The organism is Streptomyces sp. NPDC007088 (assembly GCF_042869355.1).
Taxonomy (GTDB): Bacteria; Actinomycetota; Actinomycetes; order Streptomycetales; family Streptomycetaceae; genus Streptomyces.
The window spans coordinates 335,364-357,611 of the sequence record NZ_JBIAFO010000007.1; the positions used below are offsets into that span (position 1 = coordinate 335,364).

18 protein-coding genes are annotated in these 22,248 nt (G+C 72.4%); 12 read left to right on the top strand and 6 right to left on the bottom strand.

The window, feature by feature from the left end; all coding sequences use genetic code 11:
• Nucleotides 1-87: 87 nt before the first annotated feature.
• Nucleotides 88-1,536 (bottom strand): argininosuccinate synthase, encoded by a 1,449-nt coding sequence (gene argG / locus ACFYMP_RS14410; protein WP_388855943.1) that lies wholly within the window; start codon nt 1,534-1,536, stop codon nt 88-90.
• Nucleotides 1,537-1,615: 79 nt separating this feature from the next.
• A complete protein-coding gene (locus ACFYMP_RS14415) occupies nt 1,616-2,089 on the bottom strand; it encodes a hypothetical protein (RefSeq protein ID WP_388855946.1) in 474 nt (157 codons plus the stop codon).
• Between the two features lie 105 nt (nt 2,090-2,194).
• Between ACFYMP_RS14415 and ACFYMP_RS14420 the strand changes: the two genes are divergently transcribed.
• The gene (locus tag ACFYMP_RS14420; RefSeq protein ID WP_388855949.1) at nt 2,195-2,653 is read left to right on the top strand and encodes a MerR family transcriptional regulator; all 459 of its coding nucleotides are present in this window, start codon (nt 2,195-2,197) and stop codon (nt 2,651-2,653) included.
• Nucleotides 2,654-2,930: 277 nt separating this feature from the next.
• Here the strand turns inward: ACFYMP_RS14420 and ACFYMP_RS14425 are convergent, their stop codons facing one another.
• Nucleotides 2,931-3,155, bottom strand: coding sequence for a hypothetical protein (locus ACFYMP_RS14425; RefSeq protein WP_388855952.1), 225 nt, complete (start codon nt 3,153-3,155; stop codon nt 2,931-2,933).
• A gap of 424 nt (nt 3,156-3,579) precedes the next feature.
• Between ACFYMP_RS14425 and ACFYMP_RS14430 the strand changes: the two genes are divergently transcribed.
• The 8 genes from ACFYMP_RS14430 (at nt 3,580) to ACFYMP_RS14465 (ending at nt 13,102) form a co-directional block, all read left to right on the top strand.
• Nucleotides 3,580-4,599, top strand: a complete 1,020-nt coding sequence (locus ACFYMP_RS14430) for a LacI family DNA-binding transcriptional regulator (RefSeq protein WP_388855955.1) — start codon at nt 3,580-3,582, stop codon at nt 4,597-4,599.
• Nucleotides 4,600-4,683: 84 nt separating this feature from the next.
• A complete protein-coding gene (locus ACFYMP_RS14435) occupies nt 4,684-5,982 on the top strand; it encodes an extracellular solute-binding protein (RefSeq protein ID WP_388855958.1) in 1,299 nt (432 codons plus the stop codon).
• The gene (locus ACFYMP_RS14440; protein WP_388855961.1) at nt 5,979-6,926 is read left to right on the top strand and encodes a carbohydrate ABC transporter permease; all 948 of its coding nucleotides are present in this window, start codon (nt 5,979-5,981) and stop codon (nt 6,924-6,926) included. Before ACFYMP_RS14435 ends, ACFYMP_RS14440 begins: the two co-directional genes overlap by 4 nt.
• A 1-nt stretch (nt 6,927) precedes the next feature.
• The gene (locus tag ACFYMP_RS14445) at nt 6,928-7,815 is read left to right on the top strand and encodes a carbohydrate ABC transporter permease (RefSeq protein ID WP_388855964.1); all 888 of its coding nucleotides are present in this window, start codon (nt 6,928-6,930) and stop codon (nt 7,813-7,815) included.
• Between the two features lie 8 nt (nt 7,816-7,823).
• The gene (locus ACFYMP_RS14450; RefSeq protein ID WP_388855967.1) at nt 7,824-8,900 is read left to right on the top strand and encodes a glycosidase; all 1,077 of its coding nucleotides are present in this window, start codon (nt 7,824-7,826) and stop codon (nt 8,898-8,900) included.
• A complete protein-coding gene (locus ACFYMP_RS14455) occupies nt 8,897-10,111 on the top strand; it encodes a Gfo/Idh/MocA family oxidoreductase (RefSeq protein ID WP_388855970.1) in 1,215 nt (404 codons plus the stop codon). Before ACFYMP_RS14450 ends, ACFYMP_RS14455 begins: the two co-directional genes overlap by 4 nt.
• The gene (locus ACFYMP_RS14460; RefSeq protein WP_388855973.1) at nt 10,108-11,730 is read left to right on the top strand and encodes a glycoside hydrolase family 13 protein; all 1,623 of its coding nucleotides are present in this window, start codon (nt 10,108-10,110) and stop codon (nt 11,728-11,730) included. The genes ACFYMP_RS14455 and ACFYMP_RS14460 overlap by 4 nt, the downstream gene beginning before the upstream one ends.
• On the top strand, nt 11,714-13,102 hold the full coding sequence (locus ACFYMP_RS14465) for a phosphomannomutase/phosphoglucomutase (protein WP_388855976.1): 1,389 nt from the start codon (nt 11,714-11,716) through the stop codon (nt 13,100-13,102). The genes ACFYMP_RS14460 and ACFYMP_RS14465 overlap by 17 nt, the downstream gene beginning before the upstream one ends.
• A 55-nt stretch (nt 13,103-13,157) precedes the next feature.
• On the opposite strand, the gene ACFYMP_RS14470 is transcribed toward ACFYMP_RS14465, so the two are convergent.
• Nucleotides 13,158-17,006 (bottom strand): hypothetical protein, encoded by a 3,849-nt coding sequence (locus ACFYMP_RS14470; protein ID WP_388855979.1) that lies wholly within the window; start codon nt 17,004-17,006, stop codon nt 13,158-13,160.
• A gap of 59 nt (nt 17,007-17,065) precedes the next feature.
• The gene (locus ACFYMP_RS14475) at nt 17,066-18,526 is read right to left on the bottom strand and encodes a glycoside hydrolase family 76 protein (protein ID WP_388855982.1); all 1,461 of its coding nucleotides are present in this window, start codon (nt 18,524-18,526) and stop codon (nt 17,066-17,068) included.
• A gap of 213 nt (nt 18,527-18,739) precedes the next feature.
• Here ACFYMP_RS14475 and ACFYMP_RS14480 point away from each other — a divergent pair, with 213 nt between their 5' ends.
• Nucleotides 18,740-18,904 carry a hypothetical protein gene (locus ACFYMP_RS14480; protein ID WP_388855984.1) on the top strand — a complete coding sequence of 55 codons (165 nt, stop codon included), beginning with the start codon at nt 18,740-18,742 and terminating at the stop codon, nt 18,902-18,904.
• A 305-nt stretch (nt 18,905-19,209) separates the two neighbouring features.
• Nucleotides 19,210-20,523, top strand: coding sequence for a glycoside hydrolase family 71/99-like protein (locus tag ACFYMP_RS14485; RefSeq protein WP_388855987.1), 1,314 nt, complete (start codon nt 19,210-19,212; stop codon nt 20,521-20,523).
• 45 nt (nt 20,524-20,568) lie between these two features.
• Here ACFYMP_RS14485 and ACFYMP_RS14490 read toward each other — a convergent pair whose 3' ends face one another.
• A complete protein-coding gene (locus ACFYMP_RS14490; RefSeq protein WP_388855990.1) occupies nt 20,569-21,144 on the bottom strand; it encodes a cupin domain-containing protein in 576 nt (191 codons plus the stop codon).
• Nucleotides 21,145-21,315: 171 nt separating this feature from the next.
• On the opposite strand from ACFYMP_RS14490, the gene ACFYMP_RS14495 reads away from it, so the two are divergent.
• The gene (locus ACFYMP_RS14495) at nt 21,316-21,660 is read left to right on the top strand and encodes a monooxygenase (protein WP_388855993.1); all 345 of its coding nucleotides are present in this window, start codon (nt 21,316-21,318) and stop codon (nt 21,658-21,660) included.
• Nucleotides 21,661-22,248: the final 588 nt, after the last annotated feature.

Consider the following 22,248-nt stretch of genomic DNA (forward strand, 5'->3'; position numbering starts at 1 on the left):
GCCGTCGCGGTGGCCGGCGCACCACGGGTCGATCCCTTGGCGCGCCCGGCGGCCCTCCGGGGGCGGGCCGGGACGGCGTCCGCCCGCTCAGTCGGTGCCCGCCTCCATGGCGACGCGGTCGAGCACCTGATCGTCCTCGGAGACCTCGCCGCGCGAGGCGATGACCTCGGCACCGCCCCGGGGCATCGCGCCGATCAGGCCGGTCGAGGCCGCCTGCGCGGCGCCGGTCAGCGCCGTGGGGGAGGAGCCGACCATGCCGAGTCCCGCGTACTGCTCCAGCTTCGCGCGCGAGTCGGCGATGTCCAGGTTGCGCATCGTGAGCTGGCCGATGCGGTCGACCGGCCCGAAGGCCGAGTCCTCGGTGCGCTCCATCGACAGCTTGTCCGGGTGGTAGCTGAAAGCCGGACCCGTCGTGTCCAGGATCGAGTAGTCCTCCCCGCGCCGCAGCCGCAGCGTCACCTCGCCGGTCACGGCCGTACCCACCCAGCGCTGGATCGACTCGCGCACCATGAGCGCCTGCGGGTCCAGCCAGCGGCCCTCGTACATGAGGCGGCCCAGCCGGCGGCCCTCGTTGTGGTACGTCGCGAGGGTGTCCTCGTTGTGGATCGCGTTCACCAGCCGCTCGTACGCCGCGTGCAGCAGCGCCATGCCGGGCGCCTCGTAGATGCCCCGGCTCTTCGCCTCGATGATGCGGTTCTCGATCTGGTCGGACATGCCCAGGCCGTGCCGGCCGCCGATCGCGTTGGCCTCGGTCACCAGATCCACGGCGGAGGCGAAACGCTTCCCGTTGATCGTCACCGGACGGCCCTGCTCGAAGCCGACCGTCACGTCCTCCGGAAGGACCTCCACCGAGGGGTCCCAGAAGCGGACGCCCATGATCGGCTCGACCGACTCGATCCCGGTGTTCAGGTGCTCCAGGGTCTTCGCCTCGTGCGTCGCGCCCCAGATGTTGGCGTCCGTCGAGTACGCCTTCTCCGTGCTGTCGCGGTAGGGCAGCCCGTGGTCGAGCAGCCACTCCGACATCTCCTTGCGCCCGCCCAGCTCGGACACGAAGTCCGCGTCCAGCCACGGCTTGTAGATGTGCAGCGCGGGGTTGGCGAGCAGCCCGTAGCGGTAGAACCGCTCGATGTCGTTGCCCTTGAAGGTCGAGCCGTCGCCCCAGATCTGGACGTCGTCCTCCAGCATGGCCCGCACCAGCAGGGTCCCGGTGACCGCCCGGCCCAGCGGCGTCGTGTTGAAGTACGGGCGCCCGCCCGAACGGATGTGGAAGGCACCGCAGGTCAGTGCCGCGAGCCCCTCCTCCACCAGCGCCTCGCGACAGTCCACCAGCCGCGCGATCTCGGCGCCGTAGGCCGAGGCGCGGCCGGGCACCGAGGCGATGTCGGGCTCGTCGTACTGGCCGATGTCGGCGGTGTAGGTGCACGGGACGGCGCCCTTGTCGCGCATCCACGCGACCGCGACCGAGGTGTCGAGGCCGCCCGAGAAGGCGATGCCGACGCGCTGACCGGTGGGCAGGGAGGTGAGGACCTTAGACATAGCAAGAGTATGCGGCATTCCGCATTATCATGCAAAGTGGGGAGGAACGCGCAGGTCACGGCGGTGGTGGCGGGGCGCCTCAGTCGGCCGCCGGGCGTTCCGGCCGGCCGGTCCGGTGCGGGAGGAGGCCGGCGCCGGTGGGGCGCTCGCGCGCCCAGGGCGCGAGCTGGACGATCCCCCACGCGACCTCGACGGCCAGGAACAGCCACAGTATCCGCGAGACTCCGTTGAGCAGCGCGTACGCCATCCAGGCCGAGAACAGCGTGCGGGCGGCGCCGTCGAGCAGCCCGTGCACCGGCAGCGGCCGGACGACGCGCAGTGCGGCCCAGACGACCACGACCGAGCCCATGAGGTTCGCGTACAGGGTCTGCCAGGGGTCGAGGGCGGGCAGGGCGCCCCAGTCGAGGGCCTCGCCCAGCGAGGACAGGGTGTCGTGCACCAGCGCGTACGTCCACGGGGTCGCGAACCCCGCGGTGACCACGAGGTCGTACCAGGCGCTCGCGCGTACGACGCGCAGGTAGGCGGGGCGTGCGGGGGCGTCGGGACGGGTCATGTCAGGGGCTCCGGCCGGTCGGGTTCGTCGGGTTTCGGCGACGCCTCACGCTAAACAGTGGAGTACGGTCCAAGGTCAAGCTCGTCGTTCGGAGGGACGTGGGGGATGCGCATCGGAGAGCTGGCCGCGCGTACGGGGATGTCCAGGGACACGATCCGCTTCTACGAGAAGGGCGGCCTCGTCGCGGGCCGCCGACTGGCCAACGGCTACCGGGACTTCCCGCCCGAGGCGGTGGCCTGGCTCCAGTACGTCCGCACCGCGCGGACGCTCGGGTTCTCCCTGGCGGAGATCGCGCGGACCGGCGAGGAGTTGCGCGGGGCGCCGGACACCGCGGAAGCGCTGTCCGCGCTGTTCGAGGAGAAGATCGGGGTCATCGACGCGCGTATGTCCCAACTCGCCTCCCTGCGCGCCGAACTCACCGAACGCGTCGGCACCGGGTGCCCGTTGCGGGCGGCCGGGCCGGACGGGGGCCGGGGTGGCGACGGGGGTACGGAGGGCGGCGGCGGGCGAGTGGCGGGCCGGGCGCCGGTGCCGCTGATCGGGGCGCTCAAGCCGGTCGACTGAGGTGTCCGGGTGAGGTGTTGGGGGGCAGGCGTGGGGGTGCGCCCTCGGCTGGGTCATGCGCGGCCCGGGTGGTTCTCCCGTCCCGCGCCGGCGGGCACGGTCCGGGTGGCCCTCTTCGTGCGGGTGCTCCCGCCCCCTGCCGTTCCTCGCCCCGGGCCCGCTCGCCTTCGCCTTGACGGCGGTGGAGCGGTGGGCGGGGACGTCGGCTGAGGGCAACGGCGCCCGCAAGTAAGGGACTTCGGGAGCCGGAGGGGCTCCGTACGGCTCCCGGCCCCGCTCACCGGCGGGCGGCGGCGTCCCGTCGCAGGTTGAGGCAGATCCGCGCGCAGATGCCGCCCCAGGCCACGGCGAGAACGGCCGGCCAGAGAACGCCGGCCGCCGAACGGCCGCCGGTCAGCGCCACCACGAAGCCGACGGCCCCGCCCACGGCCAGGACGACCGCCACCGCCAGCGCGAACCAGGCCAGCCGCCGTGTCGAGACGCTCATCGGATATCTGCGCATGGCCGTCGGCTACCCCCGCAGACCCCGATGACCCGCGCCCCGCCGCACGACCGCCCGGCAGCCCGGCCACCACCGAACTCCGGTGCCCCAACCCGCCCGGCCGTCACCGACCGCCGGGCGGGGTGCTTTCGAGCCACGGTCGTCTTCCGGGGTCGTGGTCCGCCGCCGCCCACCGCCGCACCCACGCCCCCCGCCCGGCCCGCGCGCCCGGCTCGTGGACAAACCCGCACCCGCCCCTCCCTCCGGGCCGCTCCCGAGCGGCGCAGATCACACCCCGCCGCCCATTGACGCCCGTGCGCCAAACCGGTTTAGTAAACGCCGGTCGATCGTTTAAACCGGTTTAGACACCGGCTGGAAACACGCGGTCGCCCCTGACGGGTCCCTCCCGGCAGTACCCGGCAACACGCAGAGAGCGGAAGGCGCCATGGCTCGCAGGCCCACCATCGCCGACGTGGCACAGCGCGCGGGCGTCTCGCGCAGCTCCGTCTCCTTCGCCCTGAACGACCGGCCCGGGATCGCCGAGGAGACCAAGGAACGCATCCTCGCGGTCGCGGCGGAGATGGGCTGGACCCCGAGCCGCCCCGCCCGCGCCCTGTCCCTCGGCAAGGCCGGGGCCTTCGGTCTCGTCCTCGCCCGCGAACCCGAGCTGATCGGCGCCGACCTGTTCTTCCCCGCCTTCATAGCGGGCGTCGAGGTGGTCCTCGGCGAGCGCGGCGACGGGCTCATGGTGCACCTCACCACCCCCGAGCGGGAGCGGTCGGTGTACGAACGCCTGGCCGCCGACCGGCGGGTGGACGGGGTGCTCCTCACCGACCTGCGCCACGAGGACCCGCGCCCCGCCCTCGTGAACCGCCTCGGCCTCCCGGCCGTCGTGGTCGGGCAGAGCGAGTGGAGCGACGGGCTCAGCTCGGTGAGCCTCGACGACCGGCCCGCCTACGTCGACGCCGTACGCCGCCTCGCCGAGCTGGGGCACCGCCGTATCGCCCACGTCGAGGGCCCCCAGGAGTTCCGCCACGCGCACCGGCGCCGCGCGGCCTGGGAGGAGACGCTGCGCGCGCTCGGGCTGCCCGAAGGGCCCGTGCTGCCCGGCGGTTTCACGGCCGAGGGCGGGGCCCGCGCCACCCGCGAGCTGCTGTCGCTGGCCGAGCCGCCCACCGCGATCGTCTACGGGAACGACCTGGCCGCGACGGCCGGTCTCTCCGTGGCCCAGGAACTCGGCGTCCCGGTACCGGAACGCCTCTCGGTGGCCGGCTACGACGACACCCCCCTCACCCGGTACACCCACCCGCCGCTGTCCTCCGCCCGCGCCGACGCGCGCGGCTGGGGGGAGGCGGCGGCCCGCGCCCTGGACCGGGTGCTGGCCGGTGAGGGGGTCGCGCACGTCGTGCTGCCGCCCGCCGAGTTCGTCCCCCGCGCCTCGATAGGCCCGGCACCCCGTGCCTGACAACCGGGTGCCGGGCCTGTCGGGGCGCGGCAAGGAACTCCCGTCCGGCGACGAGGCCGGGCGTGAACAGTTCGGAGAGTTTTCATGCTGAGGAGAACGGCGTACTCGCTGCTCGTGCTCGCCCTCGCGGGCGCCGCGACCGCCTGCGGCCGGTCGGCCCCGGACCAGGAGACCGCCGCGAACGCGCGCGGCCCCATCACGATCTGGTTGTCGAACAACGCCCAGGAGGTGGCCTGGGGCAAGAACATGATCGCCGCCTGGAACAAGAGCCACCCCGGTCAGCACGTCACGGCGCAGCAGATCCCGGCGGGCAAGACCTCCGAGGAGGCGATCAGCGCCTCGATCATCGCGGGCACCAGCGCCTGCCTGGTCTTCAACACCGCGCCCGCCTCGGTGCCCACCTTCGAGAAGCAGAACGGCCTCGTGCCGCTCAGTGACTTCCCCGACGGCGACGCCTACATCCAGAAGCGCGGCGGCGCCCTCACCGACCAGTACAAGTCGCAGGACGGCAAGTTCTACCAACTGCCGTGGAAGAGCAACCCGGTGATGATCCTCTACAACAAGAAGATCTTCAAGAAGGCCGGTCTCGACCCCGAGCACCCCAGGCTCGCGACCTACGACGAGTTCCTGAAGACCTCCCGCACCCTCGTGCGCAGCGGGGCCGCCAAGGCCGCGATCTGGCCGGCGCCCAGCAGCGAGTTCTTCCAGTCCTGGAACGACTTCTACCCCGCCTTCGCCGCGCAGAGCGGCGGCAAGCAGCTCATCGAGGACGGCAAGCCGCAGTTCGACTCGCCGGCCGGCCGCCAGGCCGCCGCGTTCTGGCGCACGCTGTACGCCGAGAAGCTCGCCCCGCAGGAGGCGTACCCGGGTGACGCGGTGAACGACGGGAAGGCCGCCATGGCCACCGTCGGCCCGTGGGCGGTCTCCGCCTACAAGGACAGCGTCGACATCGGCGTGGCCCCCGTGCCCACCGCCGACGGGAAGGCGCCGCGGGACACCTACTCCTTCAGCGACGAGAAGTCCGCCGCGATGTTCAGCGCCTGCCGAAACCGCGCCACCGCCTGGGACCTGCTGAAGTTCGCGACCTCCGCCCGGCAGGACGGGAAGTTCCTCGACGCGACCGGCCAGATGCCGATGCGCGAGAACCTGACCACCCGCTACCCGGACTTCTTCGCGAGGAAGCCCGTCTACACGCCGTTCGCCCGGCAGGCCGAACACGTCGTCGAGGTGCCCAACGTGCCCGGCTCCGTCGACATCTGGCAGGCGTTCCGCGACGAGTGGACCAAGTCCGTCGTCTTCGGCGACGAGTCCACGGACACGGCGCTGCGCACGGCCTCCGACAAGATCACCGACCTGCTCGACGAGTACGGGGACCCGTCATGACGAACCTCCGTCCCACCCCCGCCACCGCCCCTGCCACGGACTCCGCGCCCCGCAAGGGCGCGGGCACCCGCCACGGGAAGAACCGCTCCCGCGTCGGCGCGCTCTTCGTGTCGCCCTACGTCCTGTTCCTGCTCGTCGTCTTCGCGGTCCCGCTGGGCTACACGCTGTGGATCTCCGTCCACCGCTTCTACTTCACCGCCCCCGGCACCCACGTCGACTCGCCGTGGGTGGGGCTGTCCAACTACCGGGACGTGTTCACCGACCCGGTCGTGGGCCGCGCCTTCGTCAACATCGCGATCTTCCTCGTGATCAACGTGCCGCTCACGGTGATCCTGTCGCTCGTCCTGGCCTCGGCGCTCAACGCGAAGATCCGCTTCCGCGCCTTCTTCCGCGCCGCCTACTACCTGCCGTACATCACGGCGAGCGTCGCGCTGGTCGCCGTGTGGCAGTTCCTGTTCGGCTCGGACGGCTTCGTCAACAACCTGCTCGGCTCGCACGCCCCCGACCCCTCGTGGCTGGTCAACTCGCACCTCGCGATGCCGATGATCGCCTTCTTCGTCACGTGGAAGCAGCTCGGCTTCTTCGTGATGCTCTACCTCGCCGCCCTCCAGAACGTCGGCAAGGAGCTGTACGAGGCGGCCGCCGTCGACGGGGCGGGCCGGATACGGCAGTTCTTCTCGGTGACCGTGCCCGGGGTGCGGCCCGCGACCACCCTCGTCGTGATCTACGCCATCATCACCGGCGCCAACCTGTTCAGCGAGCCCTACCTGCTGACCGGCGGCGGCGGACCCGACCACGCCTCCACCTCACCCGTCCTGCTCATGTACCAGAAGGGCATCGAGCAGGGGCACCCCGACTTCGCCGCCGCGCTGGGCGTGGTCCTGGTGGCCTTCGTCCTCGTCATCTCGCTGGCCGCCCGCAAGCTCACCGAGAGGGGCAACTGACATGAGCGCCACCACCCCGGCCCAGGACGCCCCGGCCGCGCACACCCCGCCCGCCGGCGGGCGCCGTCGCTGGGGAGGGGCCGCCAAGTACACCGTGCTCTCGCTCGGCGCGGTCGCCTTCCTCTTCCCCTTCTACTACATGGTCGTCGGCTCGCTGCGGAAGACGACGACGGGCGACCTGTCCTCCGCGGTGCCCGAAGGGCTGACCGGCAGCAGCTACACGGCGGTCAACGGCGCGATCTCGCTGGGCCGTTCGCTGCTCAACTCCGGGGTCATGACGATCGGCGTCCTGCTGTGCACCCTCGTCTTCGGGGTGCTCGCCGGATACGCCCTCGCCCAGCTCGACTTCCGCGGCCGGGGCACCCTGTTCGCCTCGCTGCTGCTCGTGCAGATGGTGCCCTTCCAGCTCCTGACGCTGCCGCTGTACGTCCTGGTCGTACGCGACTACGGGCTCGGCGACAACTACCTCGGGATGATCCTGCCGTTCGCGATCAACTCGACGGCCGTGTTCCTGTTCCGGCAGTTCTTCCTCCAGATGCCGCAGTCCCTGTTCGAGGCCGCCCGCCTCGACGGAGCGGGCGAGCTGCGCATCCTGTGGAAGATCGCCCTGCCGATGGCCCGGCCCGCCGTGCTCTCCGCGATGCTGCTGACCTTCATCGGCCCGTGGAACGAGTTCCTGTGGCCCTTCCTGGTCACCAAGAACGCCGACATGCAGCCCCTGGCCGTGTCCCTCGCGAGCTTCCTGTCCAACCTCCAGGGCACGGTCGCCAACCCGACCGGCGCCCTGCTGGCCGGCGCCTGTGTGCTGGCCGCCCCCGCCGTGGCCCTGTTCCTCCTGTTCCAGCGCCACTTCACCTCGACCGACATCGACTCCGGAGTAAAGGGCTGATTCCCCCCATGAGCACCACCAGCGCCGCCTCGCGCATCCCCTACCGCCTGGTACGCAAGGGCCTGATCATGTCCCCGCTGCCCGGCGAGGCCACCGAGGCCGAGGGGGTCCTCAACCCCGCCTCCGGCCGCACCCCGGACGGCCGCCTGCACCTGCTGCCGCGCCTGGTCGCCGAGGGCAACGTCTCCCGCGTCGGCCTCGCCGAGGTCACCTTCACCGACGGCGTCCCCAGCGGCGTCGAGCGGCGCGGAGTCGTCCTCTCGCCCGACGAGGGCTGGGAGCGCGGCAAGAACAACGCCGGCGTCGAGGACCCCCGCGTCACCTGGATTCCCTCGCTCGGCAAGCACGTCATGTCGTACGTCGCCTACGGCCCGCTCGGCCCCAAGCCGGCCCTCGCCGTGTCCGAGGACCTCACGCACTGGACCCGCCTCGGCCCGGTCCAGTTCGCCTACCAGCCCGACCTCGACACCGACCTCAACCTGTTCCCGAACAAGGACGTCGTCCACTTCCCCGAGCCCGTGCCCGGCCCCGACGGCGAGCCCGCCTACGCGATGCTGCACCGGCCGATGTGGGACCTCGGCTGGTTCCGCCCCGGCGAGGGCGTCCACCTGCCCGCCGAGATCACCGACGAACGGCCCGGCATCTGGATCTCGTACGTGCCCGTCGCCGAGGCCCAGGCCGACATCCGCGCCCTCGCCCGCCCGCGCGACCACCGCCTCGTCGCCCTGTCCGAACACCCCTGGGAGGAGCTGAAGATCGGCGGCGGCCCCGCCCCGGTCCGCGTCCCCGAGGGCTGGCTGCTCATCCACCACGGCGTCTCCGGCCACATCGAGGACCCCTTCGCGCAGAACCAGACCGTGTCCTACGCGGCCGGCGCGATGATCCTCGACCCCGCCGACCCCTCCCGGGTCCTCGCCCGCTCCGACCAGCCGCTCATGGCGCCCGAGACCGAGGAGGAGCGCGCGGGCACCGTCCCCAACGTGGTCTTCCCGACCGCCATCGAGGAGATCGACGGAGAGCTGTACGTGTTCTACGGCATGGCCGACGCGCACATCGGCGTGGCCCTCCTGGAGCGCACGGCATGAGTGCCACGACGGCCCCGCTCGGCCTCGGGCTGGTCGGCTGCGGCGGCTTCGGGACGTACGTCCTGGACGCCGTGGCCGGCCTGCCCGGACTGCGCCCCGTCGCCGTCGCCGACCCCGACCCCGTACGGGCGAAGGCGCTCGGCGAACGGCACGGCGTCCCCGCCCTCGGCTCCCTGGAGGAGCTGCTGGAGCGCCCGGACGTGGCGGCCGTCGCCATCGCCACCCCGCCCGCCGCGCACGCCGCGACGGCCACGGCCGCGCTGCGGGCCGGGCGGCACGTGTTCTGCGAGAAGCCCCTCGCCACCACGGCGCGGGACGCCCGCGCCGTGGCCGAGGAGGCCGAACGCGCCGGACGGGCCCTCGTCGTCGACCACGTGCTGCGCTACAACCCGCTGCTGCGCGCCGTGGAACGGCTCACCGCACGCGGACTGCTCGCCCCGCCCCGCCGCTTCCTCTTCGAGAACGACGCCTCCGACCAGGACCTCGGCCCCGGCCACTGGTTCTGGGACCGCGCGCACAGCGGCGGCATCTTCGTCGAACACGGGGTGCACTTCTTCGACGCGGCCCGCGCCCTGCTCGGCACCGAACCGCTCAGCGTGCGCGCCACCGCCGTACGGCGCCCCGGCGGGCCCGTCGACATGGTCAGCGCCGACGTCCTCCACCCGGGCGGCGTCCTCGCCTCCCACCTGCACTCCTTCACCCACGCCCACCGCTGCGAGCGCCAGCTCATGCGCCTGGACCACGGCTTCGCCGAGACCCGGATCGAGGGCTGGATACCGGTGCGCGCCGAGATCTCCGCCTGGACCGACGAGGACGGCGCCCGGGACTGGGAACAACTCGCAGCGCAGAGTGCCGCGTTGCTGCACGTGGACGGGTTCCGCCCGCACGGCGGTGAACGCGTCACCGTCACCGTCGCACGCGACGCGGGCAGCCCGGCCCCCGCGCGCGGACGCGGGGAGGTGCGCGTCGTGCCGCACCACGTGCGCGCCGTGCTCGACCTCGGCGGCGAGGCACGCAAACCCCACGTCTACAGCGAGAGCGTCCGCGCCGCCTTCGCCGATCTGGTGCGCGCCGCCCGCGAGGGCTCAGCCCCGGTCGCGGGCGCCCGCTCCGGGCTGAGTGCCGTCACCGTCGCCGAGGCCGCCACCCGCGCCGCCGACACCGGCACCGAACAAGCCGTCCCCGCACCGCACTTCCAGGAGTCCTCATGAGCTGGTGGCAGGACACCGTCTGCTACGAGTTGTACCCACGCGCCTTCGCCGACTTTGACGGCGACGGAATCGGCGACCTCGCCGGGGCGACCGCGCGCCTCGGCCACATCGCGGAACTGGGCGCCGACGCCGTGTGGATCACGCCGTTCTACCCCTCGCCACTCGCCGACGGCGGCTACGACATCGCCGACCACACCGGCGTCGCGCCCGACCTCGGCACCCCCGAGGACTTCGACCGGCTCACCGCCCGCGCCCACGACCTGGGCCTCAAGCTCATCGTCGACCTCGTGCCCAACCACACCTCCGACCAGCACCCCTGGTTCCAGGAGGCGCTCGCCTCAGGCCCCGGCTCCGCCGCCCGCGCCCGCTACCTGTTCCGCTCCGGGCGCGGCAGCCACGGCGAACTCCCGCCCAACGACTGGCAGTCGGCCTTCGGCGGACCCGCCTGGACCAGGACCGCCGACGGAGAGTGGTACTGCCACCTGCACGCCCCCGAACAGCCCGACCTCAACTGGCGCGACGCGCACGTGCGTTCCGCCTTCGCCGACATCCTGCGGTACTGGCTGGACCGGGGCGTGGACGGCTTCCGCGTCGACGTCGCGCACGCCCTGTTCAAGGCCGAGGGCCTGCCCGACGCCGGGCCCGGCCAGCACCGGGACCCGCTGCGCAACCACCTCATGCCGTACTACGACCAGGAGGAACTGCACCCGCTGTACCGCGAGTGGCGCGCCCTCCTGGACACCCACCCGGCGCCCCCCGGAGCGGTGGCCCCGCAGGACCGGCTCATGGTCGCCGAGGCCGCCGTCTTCGACCCCGCCCGGCTCGCCCGCTACATCCGGCCCGGCGAGATGCACCAGGCGTTCAACTTCGCCTTCCTGGAAGCCGCCTGGGAACCGGCGGAACTGCGCCGCGTCATCGACGCCTCGCTGTCCGCCCCCGGCGGCGGCTCCGTCACCTGGCTGCTCTCCAGCCACGACGCGGTCCGCCCCGTGACCCGCCTCGGCTCCGCCCGGCGCGCCCGCGCCGCCGCCCTGCTCATGCTCGCGCTGCCCGGCTCCGCCTACCTCTATCAGGGCGAGGAACTGGGCCTGCCGCAGGCCCACGTCCCCGACGACCGCGTCCGCGACCCCCTGTGGGAACGCTCCGGCCACACCGACCGGGGCAGGGACGGCTCTCGCGTACCGCTGCCCTGGTCCGGCGACCGCGCCCCCTACGGCTTCACCACGGCCGCCCCCGAGCGCACCTGGCTGCCCCAGCCGGAGGGCTGGGGGCCGTACACCGCATCCGCCCAGGCACAGGACCCGGACTCCACGCTCAGCCTGTACCGCGAGGCCCTGCGCCTGCGCCGCGCCCACCCCGCGCCCGACCCGACGGCCGCACCCCACTGGTACTCGGCGCCCGGCGACCCCCACCTCGCCTTCCGGCGCGGCGCGCTCACCTGCGTCGTCAACCTCGGCGACCGGCCGCTGCGCTGGGCCGGCCTCGGCGTACCGGGCCGTCCGGTACTGGCCGGCGGCCCGCTCGACGGGGACGCGCTCCCGCCCGACACCGCCCTGTGGCTCCTCGACACCCCCGATCCGCAGTCCCCCGAAGGAGACGGCCATGGCCACGCCCGCTGACCCCGCCCCGCGCACCGACCTGTCCGGGCTCGTCAAGGCGTACGACGTGCGCGGCCTCGTCCCCGAGCAGTGGGACGAGTCGACGGCCGAGCTGTTCGGCGCCGCCTTCGTCCAGGTCACCGGGGCACGCGCCCTCGTGACCGGGCACGACATGCGCGCCTCCTCACCGGGACTGGCCCGCGCCTTCGGCCGGGGCGCCCTCGCGCAGGGCGCGGACGTCACCGAGACCGGCCTGTGCTCCACGGACCAGCTGTACTACGCCTCCGGCTCCCTCGGCCTGCCCGGCGCGATGTTCACCGCCTCGCACAATCCCGCCCGCTACAACGGCATCAAGCTGTGCCGCGCGGGCGCCGCCCCGATCGGCCAGGACAGCGGCCTGGGGGAGATCCGGGCCCTCGTGGAGCGCTGGACCGACGCGGGCGGTCCGCCCCCACCGGCCGCCACCCCCGGCACCCTCGCCCACCGCGACACCCTCCAGGACTACGCGGACCACCTGCGCACGCTCGTGGACCTGAGGGGCTCGCGTCCGCTCAAGGTCGTGGTGGACGCGGGCAACGGCATGGGCGGCCACACCGTGCCCACCGTGTTCGCGGGCCTCCCGCTCGACCTCGTCCCGATGTACTTCGAGCTCGACGGCAGCTTCCCGAACCACGAGGCCAATCCGCTGGACCCGGCCAACATCGTGGACCTCCAGGCCCGCGTGCGCGCCGAGGGCGCCGACCTCGGGCTCGCCTTCGACGGCGACGCCGACCGCTGCTTCGTGGTCGACGAACGCGGCGAACCGGTCTCCCCCTCCGCGATCACCGCCCTCGTCGCCTCCCGCGAACTCGCCCGCAGGCCCGGCGCCACCGTCCTGCACAACCTGATCACCTCGCGCACCGTGCCCGAGGTGATCCGCGAGGCGGGCGGCACCCCCGTGCGCACCCGCGTCGGCCACTCCTTCATCAAGGCCGAAATGGCCCGCACCGGAGCCGTGTTCGGCGGCGAGCACTCCGCGCACTACTACTTCGCGGACTTCTGGAACGCCGACACCGGCATGCTCGCCGCCCTGCACGTCCTCGCCGCCCTCGGCGAACAGGACGGCACCCTGTCGGCCCTCACCCGCCGCTTCGAGCGCTACGCCGCCTCCGGCGAGATCAACTCCACGGTCCAGGACCCCGCCGGACGCCTCGCCGTCGTCCGCGCCGCCTGGAGCGGCCGCCCCGGCGTCACCCTCGACACCCTCGACGGCCTCACGGTGAACGGCCCCGACTGGTGGTTCAACCTCCGCCCCTCCAACACCGAACCCCTCCTGCGCCTCAACACCGAGGCCCGCGACCCCGGCACCATGCGGGAGCTGCGCGACGTGGTGCTGGCGCTGGTGCGGTCCTGAGAGCAGACGCCGGGGGGCGGGCGGGGAAGCCTCCGCCCGCCCCCGGGGAACGCGGTCAGCGGGTCCAGACCTGCTTTCCGTCGGCGTCCCAGAGACGCAGGGAACCGTCGTCGCCGAGGACGAGCCAGCCGGGCCGTCTGCCCTTGGTACCGCTCGACCAGAGGGCGTGGCGGTCCTTGTCGTAGGCGACGAGGTTGCCGTCCGGCTGAAGGGTGAGCTGCACGGTGCCCTTGCCCTTCGTGCCGGTGGCCCACACCGCCTTCCCGCCGCGGTACTCGACGAGGTTGCCGTCCGCCTGCATCTCCAGGGTGTAGTCCCCGGCCTTGAGGTGGGCGCCCTTCTCCAGCGAGCCCTGCGCTCCGACGCGGTCGGCGCCGCAGGTCGCCCACACGCCGGTGAGGTCGGGGAGCTTGTCGAGAGTGTCGCTGGAGACGGAACGGGAGTCGCCCTCGCCCGCGTCGTGGAGGCACTTGAAGGTGTCCCAGTCGTGCACGACGCGGCGTCTGCCGTCGTGGCCGACCTGCCAGGACGTCTTCTGCCCGGCCTTGTCGCCGTCCCACTGCACGATCTGCCCCCGGTAGGCGGCGGCGTCCACCGGGCTCGTCCACACCGTCTTGTCGGCCTTCGTGGAGAGGATGAACGTCGCGTCGTCGCGCAGCGAGAGCCAGGCGGCGCCCTTGCCGTCGGTGCCGGTGGCCCAGCGGGCGGCCGGGCCGTCGTAGAGGACGAGGTTGCCGTCCGGCTGGAGGACGAGCCGGTCGCCCGTGGCGGGCGCGGTCCAGCGGACCGTCCCGGAGGCGTCCTTGGCGACGAGCTTGCCGTCCTTGCCGAGGGTGAGGCGCGCCCCGCCGCCCGACTTCAGGTACGTGCCGGTCTCCAGTTCGCTGTTGGTGCCCATGACGCTCGCGCCGCAGACGGCCCACACGTCCTTGAGGTTGACGTACTTGTCGAGCGTCCCGCCGGGCTGCCCGCCCGCGTCGGGCTTGCCGGCCTGGTCCTTGAGGCAGCCGTACGTGCTGAGGTCGCTCACCCAGCGGCGGTAGCCGTCGGCGCCGACGAGCCAGGAGGTCTTCTGCGCGTTGCCGTCGCCCTCGTACTGGACGATCTTCCCCCGGTAGTCGGCCTCGCTGGAGCCGGCCGCGCCACCGTCCGCGTGCGTACGGGAGTTGAGGACGACGAGGGTCGTGGTGTCGCCGTCGCGGAAGGCGACCGTGGAGAGGTCCCCGGTGTTCGTGGAGTCGACGCGGACGGCGCCGGGACGGACGAACTTGCCGAACTGCCCCCAGAACCACAGGTCCTGCGAGGGCGCCCAGCTGCCGTCGCCGTTGACGGTCATCATGCCCCGGCAGGTGTGGCACGCCTCGGGCGTGGACAGGGCGGGGCCGCCCTTGGCGTCCTGGGCCAGGGACCAGTAGACGGAACCGGTCGAGCCGTTGCGCAGGGGGCCGATGAGGAGGTTGGCGACCTCCCAGCCCAGGTTGCCGGCGACGTCGGAGGACTGGTCGACGAAGCCGGAGCACTCGGTCATGAGCGTCTTCACGCTCTGGGTCTGGGCGCCGTAGTGCGTGCCGTCGTAGCAGTGGTAGCCGATGGCGTCGACCTTGCCCCGCGCGGTGAGGGCGCGGACGTAGTCGGGGTCGTTCCAGTTGTGGTCGAAGCCGAGGACGCCGACGTCACCGGGCAGCCGGCTTCTGAGCGCCTGGGAGAGGGCGACCTCGTCGTCCGGGGTGAGGAGGGTCGTGGGCATCTGCGTCTTGCAGTTCTCGGGCTCGTTCTGCATCGAGACCATCCAGGGCCGGATGCCCGCCTTGTCGTAGGCGGCGACGTACTTGGCGAAGTAGTCGGCGTAGTCGTTGACCTTGGCGCGGTCGAGTTCGTTGCGCTCGGTGCCGCACTCGTTGCCGGTGAGCTTGCCGCCGCGCTTGGCCCAGCCGGGGGCGCTCCACGGGGTGCCGAGGAGCTTGAAGTCGCCGCCGGTCTTGCGCTTGGCGGCCTGGAGCACGGCGATCTGCCGCTTGTCGGCGGGGGTGGACTCGGCGGAGAAACTGCCCTTGGTGTCCTCGTAGGTGTGCACGTCGGTGCCGTTCGCCATGAGGTCACTGGAGCCCATGGGGGAGCGGACGAGGGTCAGCCCGGCCTGCTTCGGCCCGGTGCCGAAGAGCTGGGAGAGGATCGCGTCCTGGTGCGGGGACGCGGAGACGAGGGAGGCGGCCGAGTCGGTCATGGCGCCGCCGAAGCCGTCGATCCGCTGATGTGTCTTCGCGGTGTCCACGGTGACGGTCGCCGAGGGCCGCCGCCCCTGGGCGCTCACGTCGAAGTCGTCCATCGTGTACTTCAGCTTCGAGCCGTCCGCCGCGCTGAGCGTCATCCTCGGCTTCTGGCCGTCCTTGAGGACGTACGTGGCGAGGGAGTCGGCGGGCTGGGAGACGTCGAAGGACGTGCCGCCCGAGCGGACGGTGAAGGTCGCCGGGCGGGAGCCGAGGTCGGGCAGCCCGGTGCCCTCGCCGCCACCGCCGGGCGGCGCGGAGAAGGACACGTAGCCGTCCTGGCCCTCGGGGCGCTCGTACCAGCCGGAGAAGGCCCAGTTGCTGTAGCCGCCGTCGCCGGTGTTGAGCACGTCGCCCGAGCGGAGCACGAAGGCGTCGTAGTCGGTGTGGCCGTCGCTGCTCATCCAGACGTGCCGGAGGCCCTCGGCGCGCGCGAACTGCATGGCGTTCAGGCTCTTGACGACGAGGATGTTGGTGCCGGGGTAGCAGACGGCGAGCATCGCGGCGGTCCGCTGCGCGAAGGTGCCCTCACCGTCGGGCGGCGGTCCGGCGCACACGTAGTGGGCGGCGTCGGGGAGCGCGAGATCGGTCGCCGCGCCGGTCCAGGGCCCCGAGGGGTTGAGGTCCTTCTCGGCGGGGCGCGTGAAGTCGACGGTGACGTCGCCGTCCTTCTCGGTGCGCTGGTAGTAGCCGCCGTAGCCCCAGTTGAGCCAGCCGCCGTCGCCGGTGGACGTCACCTTCCCGGTGTCCGTCACGTACAGCCAGAAGGTGCGGTTGCCGATGTCGAACTTCTTCTTGTAGGCGGGCTTGCCGTCCGCCATCTTGAGCGAGTCCGTGCCGGTGAACCTCGCGGCGCCGCCGTCGTGCAGGAGCAGGAGGTTGTGGCTCGGCCAGCAGTGCATGGCCTGGGCGAGGAGTTTCTCGTCGGCCCGCGCGCGGTTCTCGTCGCTGCCGTCGCCCACGGCGAGCTGGAGGTCGGCGTCGGGGGCGGTGACGCCGTTCACCTCGCAGGACATCGGCGTCTCCTCGCCCACCGAGGAGGCGTACCAGTCGGCCTTGCGGGTGACCGGTGGCGGGGCGGCGAAGGTGACCGTGCGGTTCTCCTCCGTACGGGAGAAGTAGCCGCTGTAGCCCCAGTTCTTGTAGCCGAGGTCGCCGTCCTTGTGGAAGGTGCCCTCCTTGAAGACGAGGACGCGGTACGAGGTGCTGGAGATCGACACCGTCTTCGCCAGCAGCATGCCCTTCATGTGCTGCGTCGTGAGGCCCTTGGGCTGCGTGACCATGACGTTGTAGCCGGGGAAGCAGTCCTGGACGTCGCCGACGAAGGTCTCGACGCGCTCCGCCTTCCGCGCCTCGTCCGTGATCATCGCGCCGATGACGGCGCCGATGTCCCAGGCGAGCGCGGCGCCGATGTTGGCGAGGTCGATGACGCGGTCCGAGGAACCGTACGAGGGGTCCTTCGTCGTCACGCTCGTGTTCCCGGCCGGTACGGCGCCGGGGCACTGTCCGGTCAGCAGGTCGCTGTCCGCCGCCGCGGCGGTCGTCGTCGTCCCGGCGAGGGGGAGCAGGGCGGCGAGCAGGGCGAGGAGGACGGCCGCGGCGGCCGGTCTCGTACGGCTGCCTCGTGTGGGCGTCACGGTTCGGTCCTCCCAGGGGACGGGGTTCAGTGGGGCGGGACGGTGGTGCGCGGTGGTGCTCAGTCGTCCTCCGCCGCGTTCAGCAGGTCGAGGGCGCTGTGCTGGCAGCCGTTGCCGGTGCCGGTGCGGGGCCCGGCCCAGTGGGGGCCGTACTGGTCGAGGCTGTTGCGGTCCTTGGCGTAGGCGGTGTCGGCCTGACGGCGCAGGTAGGCGCGGTAGGGGTGGTCGGGCAGCTCCTTGTCGAGGAGGGCGAGGCCGCGCGCGTAGGCCCCCTTGAAGGAGTCGCCGTTGGACGTGCAGCCCGTGCCGTCCGGCTCGTAGGGCTCGTGGAGGGTGCCGCCGGGGTTGAGGTAGCCGGAGGAGGTGGAGGCGTCCGCGAGGGTGCGGGCGCTGTCCAGGAGGCGCTGGTCACCGGTGGCCCGGTGCAGTTCGGCCAGTCCGGCGAGGACGACGCCCTGGTTGTACGTCCACGTCGTGTCGCCGTTGTTGGCGCAGGAGTCCTTGAGGCCGTCGTTGACCGTGTGACCGGAGTTGACGAGCCCGCTGCCCTCGAACCACGACCACTCGTCCTGGGCACGCCTGAGATATGTCGTGTCGCCGCCGATCCGGTTGTGCAGGGCCGCGTTGAGCTGGAGGTACAGCTCGTTGGTGATGGCGTTCTTGTACGGCTTGTCGGTGGCCCACTGGACGCCCCCGCCGCACTTCCCGGTCCAGTAGGCGGCCATGTGGTCCGCGTCCTTGCGGGCCGTGTCGAGGTAGCGCTGCTCGTGCGTCAGGTCGTACGCGGCGATCCAGGCGAGTCCCCACCAGCCGGTGTCGTCCAGGTAGCTGTTGGTGAAGTCCCCGCCCTCGGCGCCGCGCAGCTTCTCCCAGGTGGTGGAGACGGCGTACTTGTAGCTCGGCATCCCGCTGACGCGGATGTTGTCGATGACCGAGGTGAGCGCCGTCGCGGAGGTCCACCAGCCGGCGAACCTGCCGCTGCCCCGGTCGTAGCCCGTCATGAGCGCGGTCGCCGCCGCGGTGCTGCGGCTCCACGCGTTCCAGTCCGTACGCGCCCAGCCGGTGCAGGCGATCTCCGCGCGGTCCCCCGCCTTGCCGCAGGCGCGCAGGGCGCCGATCGCGCCGGTGTTCCACTCGTCCACGTTGTACATGAGGGTGCGCCAGCTCGCCCGCCCCTGCGGGATCGCGGTCGCGCCCAGCTTGCTGCCCGAGGCCCAGGTCCGGCCACCGTCGAAGGAACGGTCGAGCCACACCTGATCACCGGGCTCGCCCTTCTCGATCGAGCCCCACCCCATGACATCGTTGTCAGAGAGGTGGAGGGTGATCGTCCGTCCGTAGAGCGAGGTGCTGACGGGCGTGCGTTCCCCGCCCGCGGCGGCGGGATCGCGGGTGTCGCAGTACTTGTTGCACACCTGCCCGGCGGCGGCGGCCCGCGCGGCCGTGGCCGGCACCGTCAGCGCGGTGGTGACGAGCAGACAGCCGAGCAGGGCCGCCCCCGCTGAGCGTACGGACGTTCTCATGGCTGTTACACCTTCCTGTCCGGTCACCGGTATCGGCAGGATCAGGGAACGGCGCGCTCCGGGTGGTTGTCAAGGCCGCAACGTCCGTCGTCGAGAGGGGAGTTGGCTCGGTACGGCCCCAAGCCTCGCTTGGGCGGGCGGCTCCGTGAGGCAGGGGCGCGCGCCTTTGGCCGGGCAGCGCGCGGCGGCTACGCGGCCATCCCGCGGCGCGCGGTGGCGCGGGGGGAGCTCCGGCCCGGCACCCCGGCTCTCGACTACGTCGGGTACGCCGTCGCGGGAGCTGTTCCCGTCTCCCACATCGTGCTCACCGAGCCCGTGGACCGGCCCCTCCTGTACGCGTACGCCGAGGCGGTTGTCCTCCCGGCCCTCTCGGACTGACCACGTCGGCGCCCACCCGTCGGCTTCCCCTCCCGGAGGGGCGCCACGCCTCGCGCGCCGCCCGTCCTTCACCTCGTCGAGCGGCTTCCCGCCGGACGGCCAGTCCGGCACCTCGCTCGACACGCTCTACTCCCGCTGTCCGGAGATCGCCCGCTGTCCGGAGATCGCCGCCGCACGCTTCCCGGATCACGTGGACGCTCTGTTCCGGGAGAACGCCACCACCGCCTACGGTGTTTCCGCCGCCCTCGTGGACTTCGGCAAGCGTTTCCCCCCACCATGAGGCCGTTCGTGGCCCGAGGAGTGATGTGAGCAAGAAACCACAGCACAAGCGTCGTACTTTCCTGCGGGGCTCCCTGGCGCTCGGTGCCGGAGCGGGCGCCGTCTGGGGAGGGCTGAGTCTCTCGCAGGCGGGCGCCGCTCCCGCTCCCCGGGGGAGTGCGTCCGCCGGGCCCGCGGCGGCGCCAGGAGTGAAGGGCAAGGTCTACGCGGGCTACCAGGGCTGGTTCGCGGCTCAGGGCGACGGCTCACCGCTCAACCGCTGGACGCACTGGTCCTCTGGCACGCCCGCTCCGGGGAACCAGTCCTTCGAGCTGTACCCGGATGTCTCGGCGTACCCCGCGAAGGCGCTCTTCCCCACCGGATACGCGCCGCTCGGCAACGGGCAGCCCGCGCGTCTCTTCTCCTCCTGGGTGCCCGCCGTCACCGACCAGCACTTCGCATGGATGAGGCAGTACGGGATCGACGGGGCCGCTCTGCAACGCTTCGGCAACGAGATCACCCCCGGCACCGCCACCTTCCAGCAGCGCAACGACATAGCCCGCCAGGTGCGGGCGGCAGCCGAGCGCAACGGGCGCGGTTTCTACATCGAGTACGACATCAGCGGCCTCGCCGACGACAAGGTCCTTCCGACCGTCCAGAACGACTGGACCGCCACTGTCGCGGGTTCGCTGCGGCTCACCGCCTCGGCCTCCTACGCCCGTGAGGCGGGGCGGCCCGTGGTCGAGCTGTGGGGCCTCGGTTTCAAGAACCGGGCGGCGACGGCCACGACCTGTCTCGCTCTCGTCAACTGGTTCAGGAAACAGGGCGCCTACGTCATCGGAGGGGTGCCGCGCGGCTGGCGCACGGGTGTGGACGTGCAGCCCGGTTTCGAGGCGGTCTTCGCCGCTCTCGACATGGTCTCCCCGTGGAACGTGGGGAACACGGACGTGAACCGGAAGCCGCTCGACGACGACCTCGCCCTGCTCCGTTCCCGCGGCCAGGACTACCAGCCCGTGATCTACCCGGGCTTCGCCTGGTCCAACTGGAAGCCCGACGGGGTACGCAACGCCATTCCCCGTCGGGCGGGCGATTTCATGTGGCAGCAGGCACTGGCGGTCCGCCGCAGCGGCGCGGGCTGTGCGTTCGTCGCCATGTTCGACGAGTACGACGAGGCCACAGCGATCGCGCCGGCGGCCGTCGACAAGTCGATGATCCCCACGAACCAGTACTTCCTGACGCTGGACGCCGACGGGACGCGGGTCTCCTCCGACTTCTACCTGCGTCTCGCGGGTGCCGCCACGAAGATGATCAACGGTTCCGCCGGCATCTCGACCACGGTGCCGATCCCGCCCACGGTCTGACGGTGGCCCGCTCCGGGCCCGGGGGTACCTCCGGGCCCGGCCGGGTCAGAAGGAGGGCGGGGTCATGGCCCCGACGATGACGGCCCGCCGGGTCCCCTTGTTGTGGAAATGGTGCGGCACCGAGGCGTCGTAGGTGAGCGCGTCGCCGGTCTCCAGGACGGATTCCTTGCCGCCGACGGTGATGTGCAGGGCTCCCTCCAGGAGCAGCATCACCTCCTCGCCCTCGTGCCGGTGCGGCGCGAGGGCGTTGCTGTACCCCGGCGGGATCTCGGCGCGCATCATGCCGAGGCGGCCGTGCAGGGAGGGGGTGAGCAGCTCGTAGACCAGCCCCTCGTCGCTCAGTGAAAGCCGTCGGCGGCCTCCCGCCCGCACGACCGCTGCGGGCTCCCAGGCATCCTCGCTGCCGTCGAAGAAGGCCCCCACGGGCACCCGCAGCGCCTCGGCGAGCTTGATCAGGGTCGTGTACGAGGGGTTGCCGGCCCCTCGTTCGATCTGGCTCACGAGTCCCTGGCTCACGCCCGCCGTAGCGGCCAGGGCCGAGATCGTGAGTCCGGCGCGGGCGCGCAGCGCGGACAGCCGCCGCCCGAGCCCGTCCGTGCCTCTTTCGCCGGTTTCGGCCACGCTGCCGCCCTCCTCGTCCTGATCCGGGCCGCTCACCAGGCGGCGCCCCGGAGCCATCCTAGAAGCCCGCGGAGCGGCGAACCGACACCTTGTTCATTATATTAATAAGAATGCAGTATGTTGAAGAGGAAGCGGGATTCCCCGCCCGCCCTGAACGAAGTGGTGAGACATATGCCCCCATTCCCCCCGGCCTCCCCGTCCGACGAGGCCTCCTGGCTCGTCCAGGTCGACTTCCCCTCCGCGGGTCCCTTCGGCGCTGAGATGGCCGCGGCGTACGAGGAACTGGCGCACACCATCACGCGCGAGCCCGGCTTCGTCTGGAAGCTGTGGACGGAGAACCCGGAAACCCGGGAGGCGGGTGGCGTCTACGTCTTCCGCACGGAGAAGGACGCACGGGCCTACCTCGACAAGCACACCGCCCGGCTCGGCGCCTGGGGGATGTCGGGCATCCGGGGCCGGATCTTCCGGGTTAACCCCGTGCTCTCGCGTATCACGCGCGGACCCCAGGCGGGCTGAGCGCGGCACGTCGCCGCCGCTCTCCCGGCGAAAGACCCACTCGACGCCCAGTGAATGCACTGCCCTCGCCACATGCGGCGCGGCGCGGGCCCCGGGGCTCTCCGCCCGCTCGCGCCGGGGCAGGTGGTGGGCGCGCCGGTGGCGGGGCCGGGGGGCGCGGCGACGAGTCCCGAGCCGAGGTGGTGGAGGGCGGTGGCGACCGAGGGCCTGATCCTGATGCCCCCTCACCGCCCGGACGAGCACCGCACAACCACCCCAACCACCCGCGCCCCGGACATCACGTCCTTGACGCTGGAGACATAGAGACACCCCCGGTGACCGTGGCCCACTGGGCGGGGAGCGGCGCGCTGACGCACCTCACGGTCCGCGCCCGGTGTGTCACGGGGCGCGAGACTGACTACCTGCGCCGCGCGCACGGAGCGCGCTGCTGCCTGGCTGCGTGCCGATGCTGATCTGTCGTGGGGCGCCGCGGGGCGGCGCGCCCCCCCCCGCGGGGCGCGGGGGGGCGGGGGGGCCCCCAACCCCCCCCGGGGGGGGGGGGGGGGGGCCCCCGCCGGCCGCGCACCAGGGGCCCCCCGCGGTGAAGGC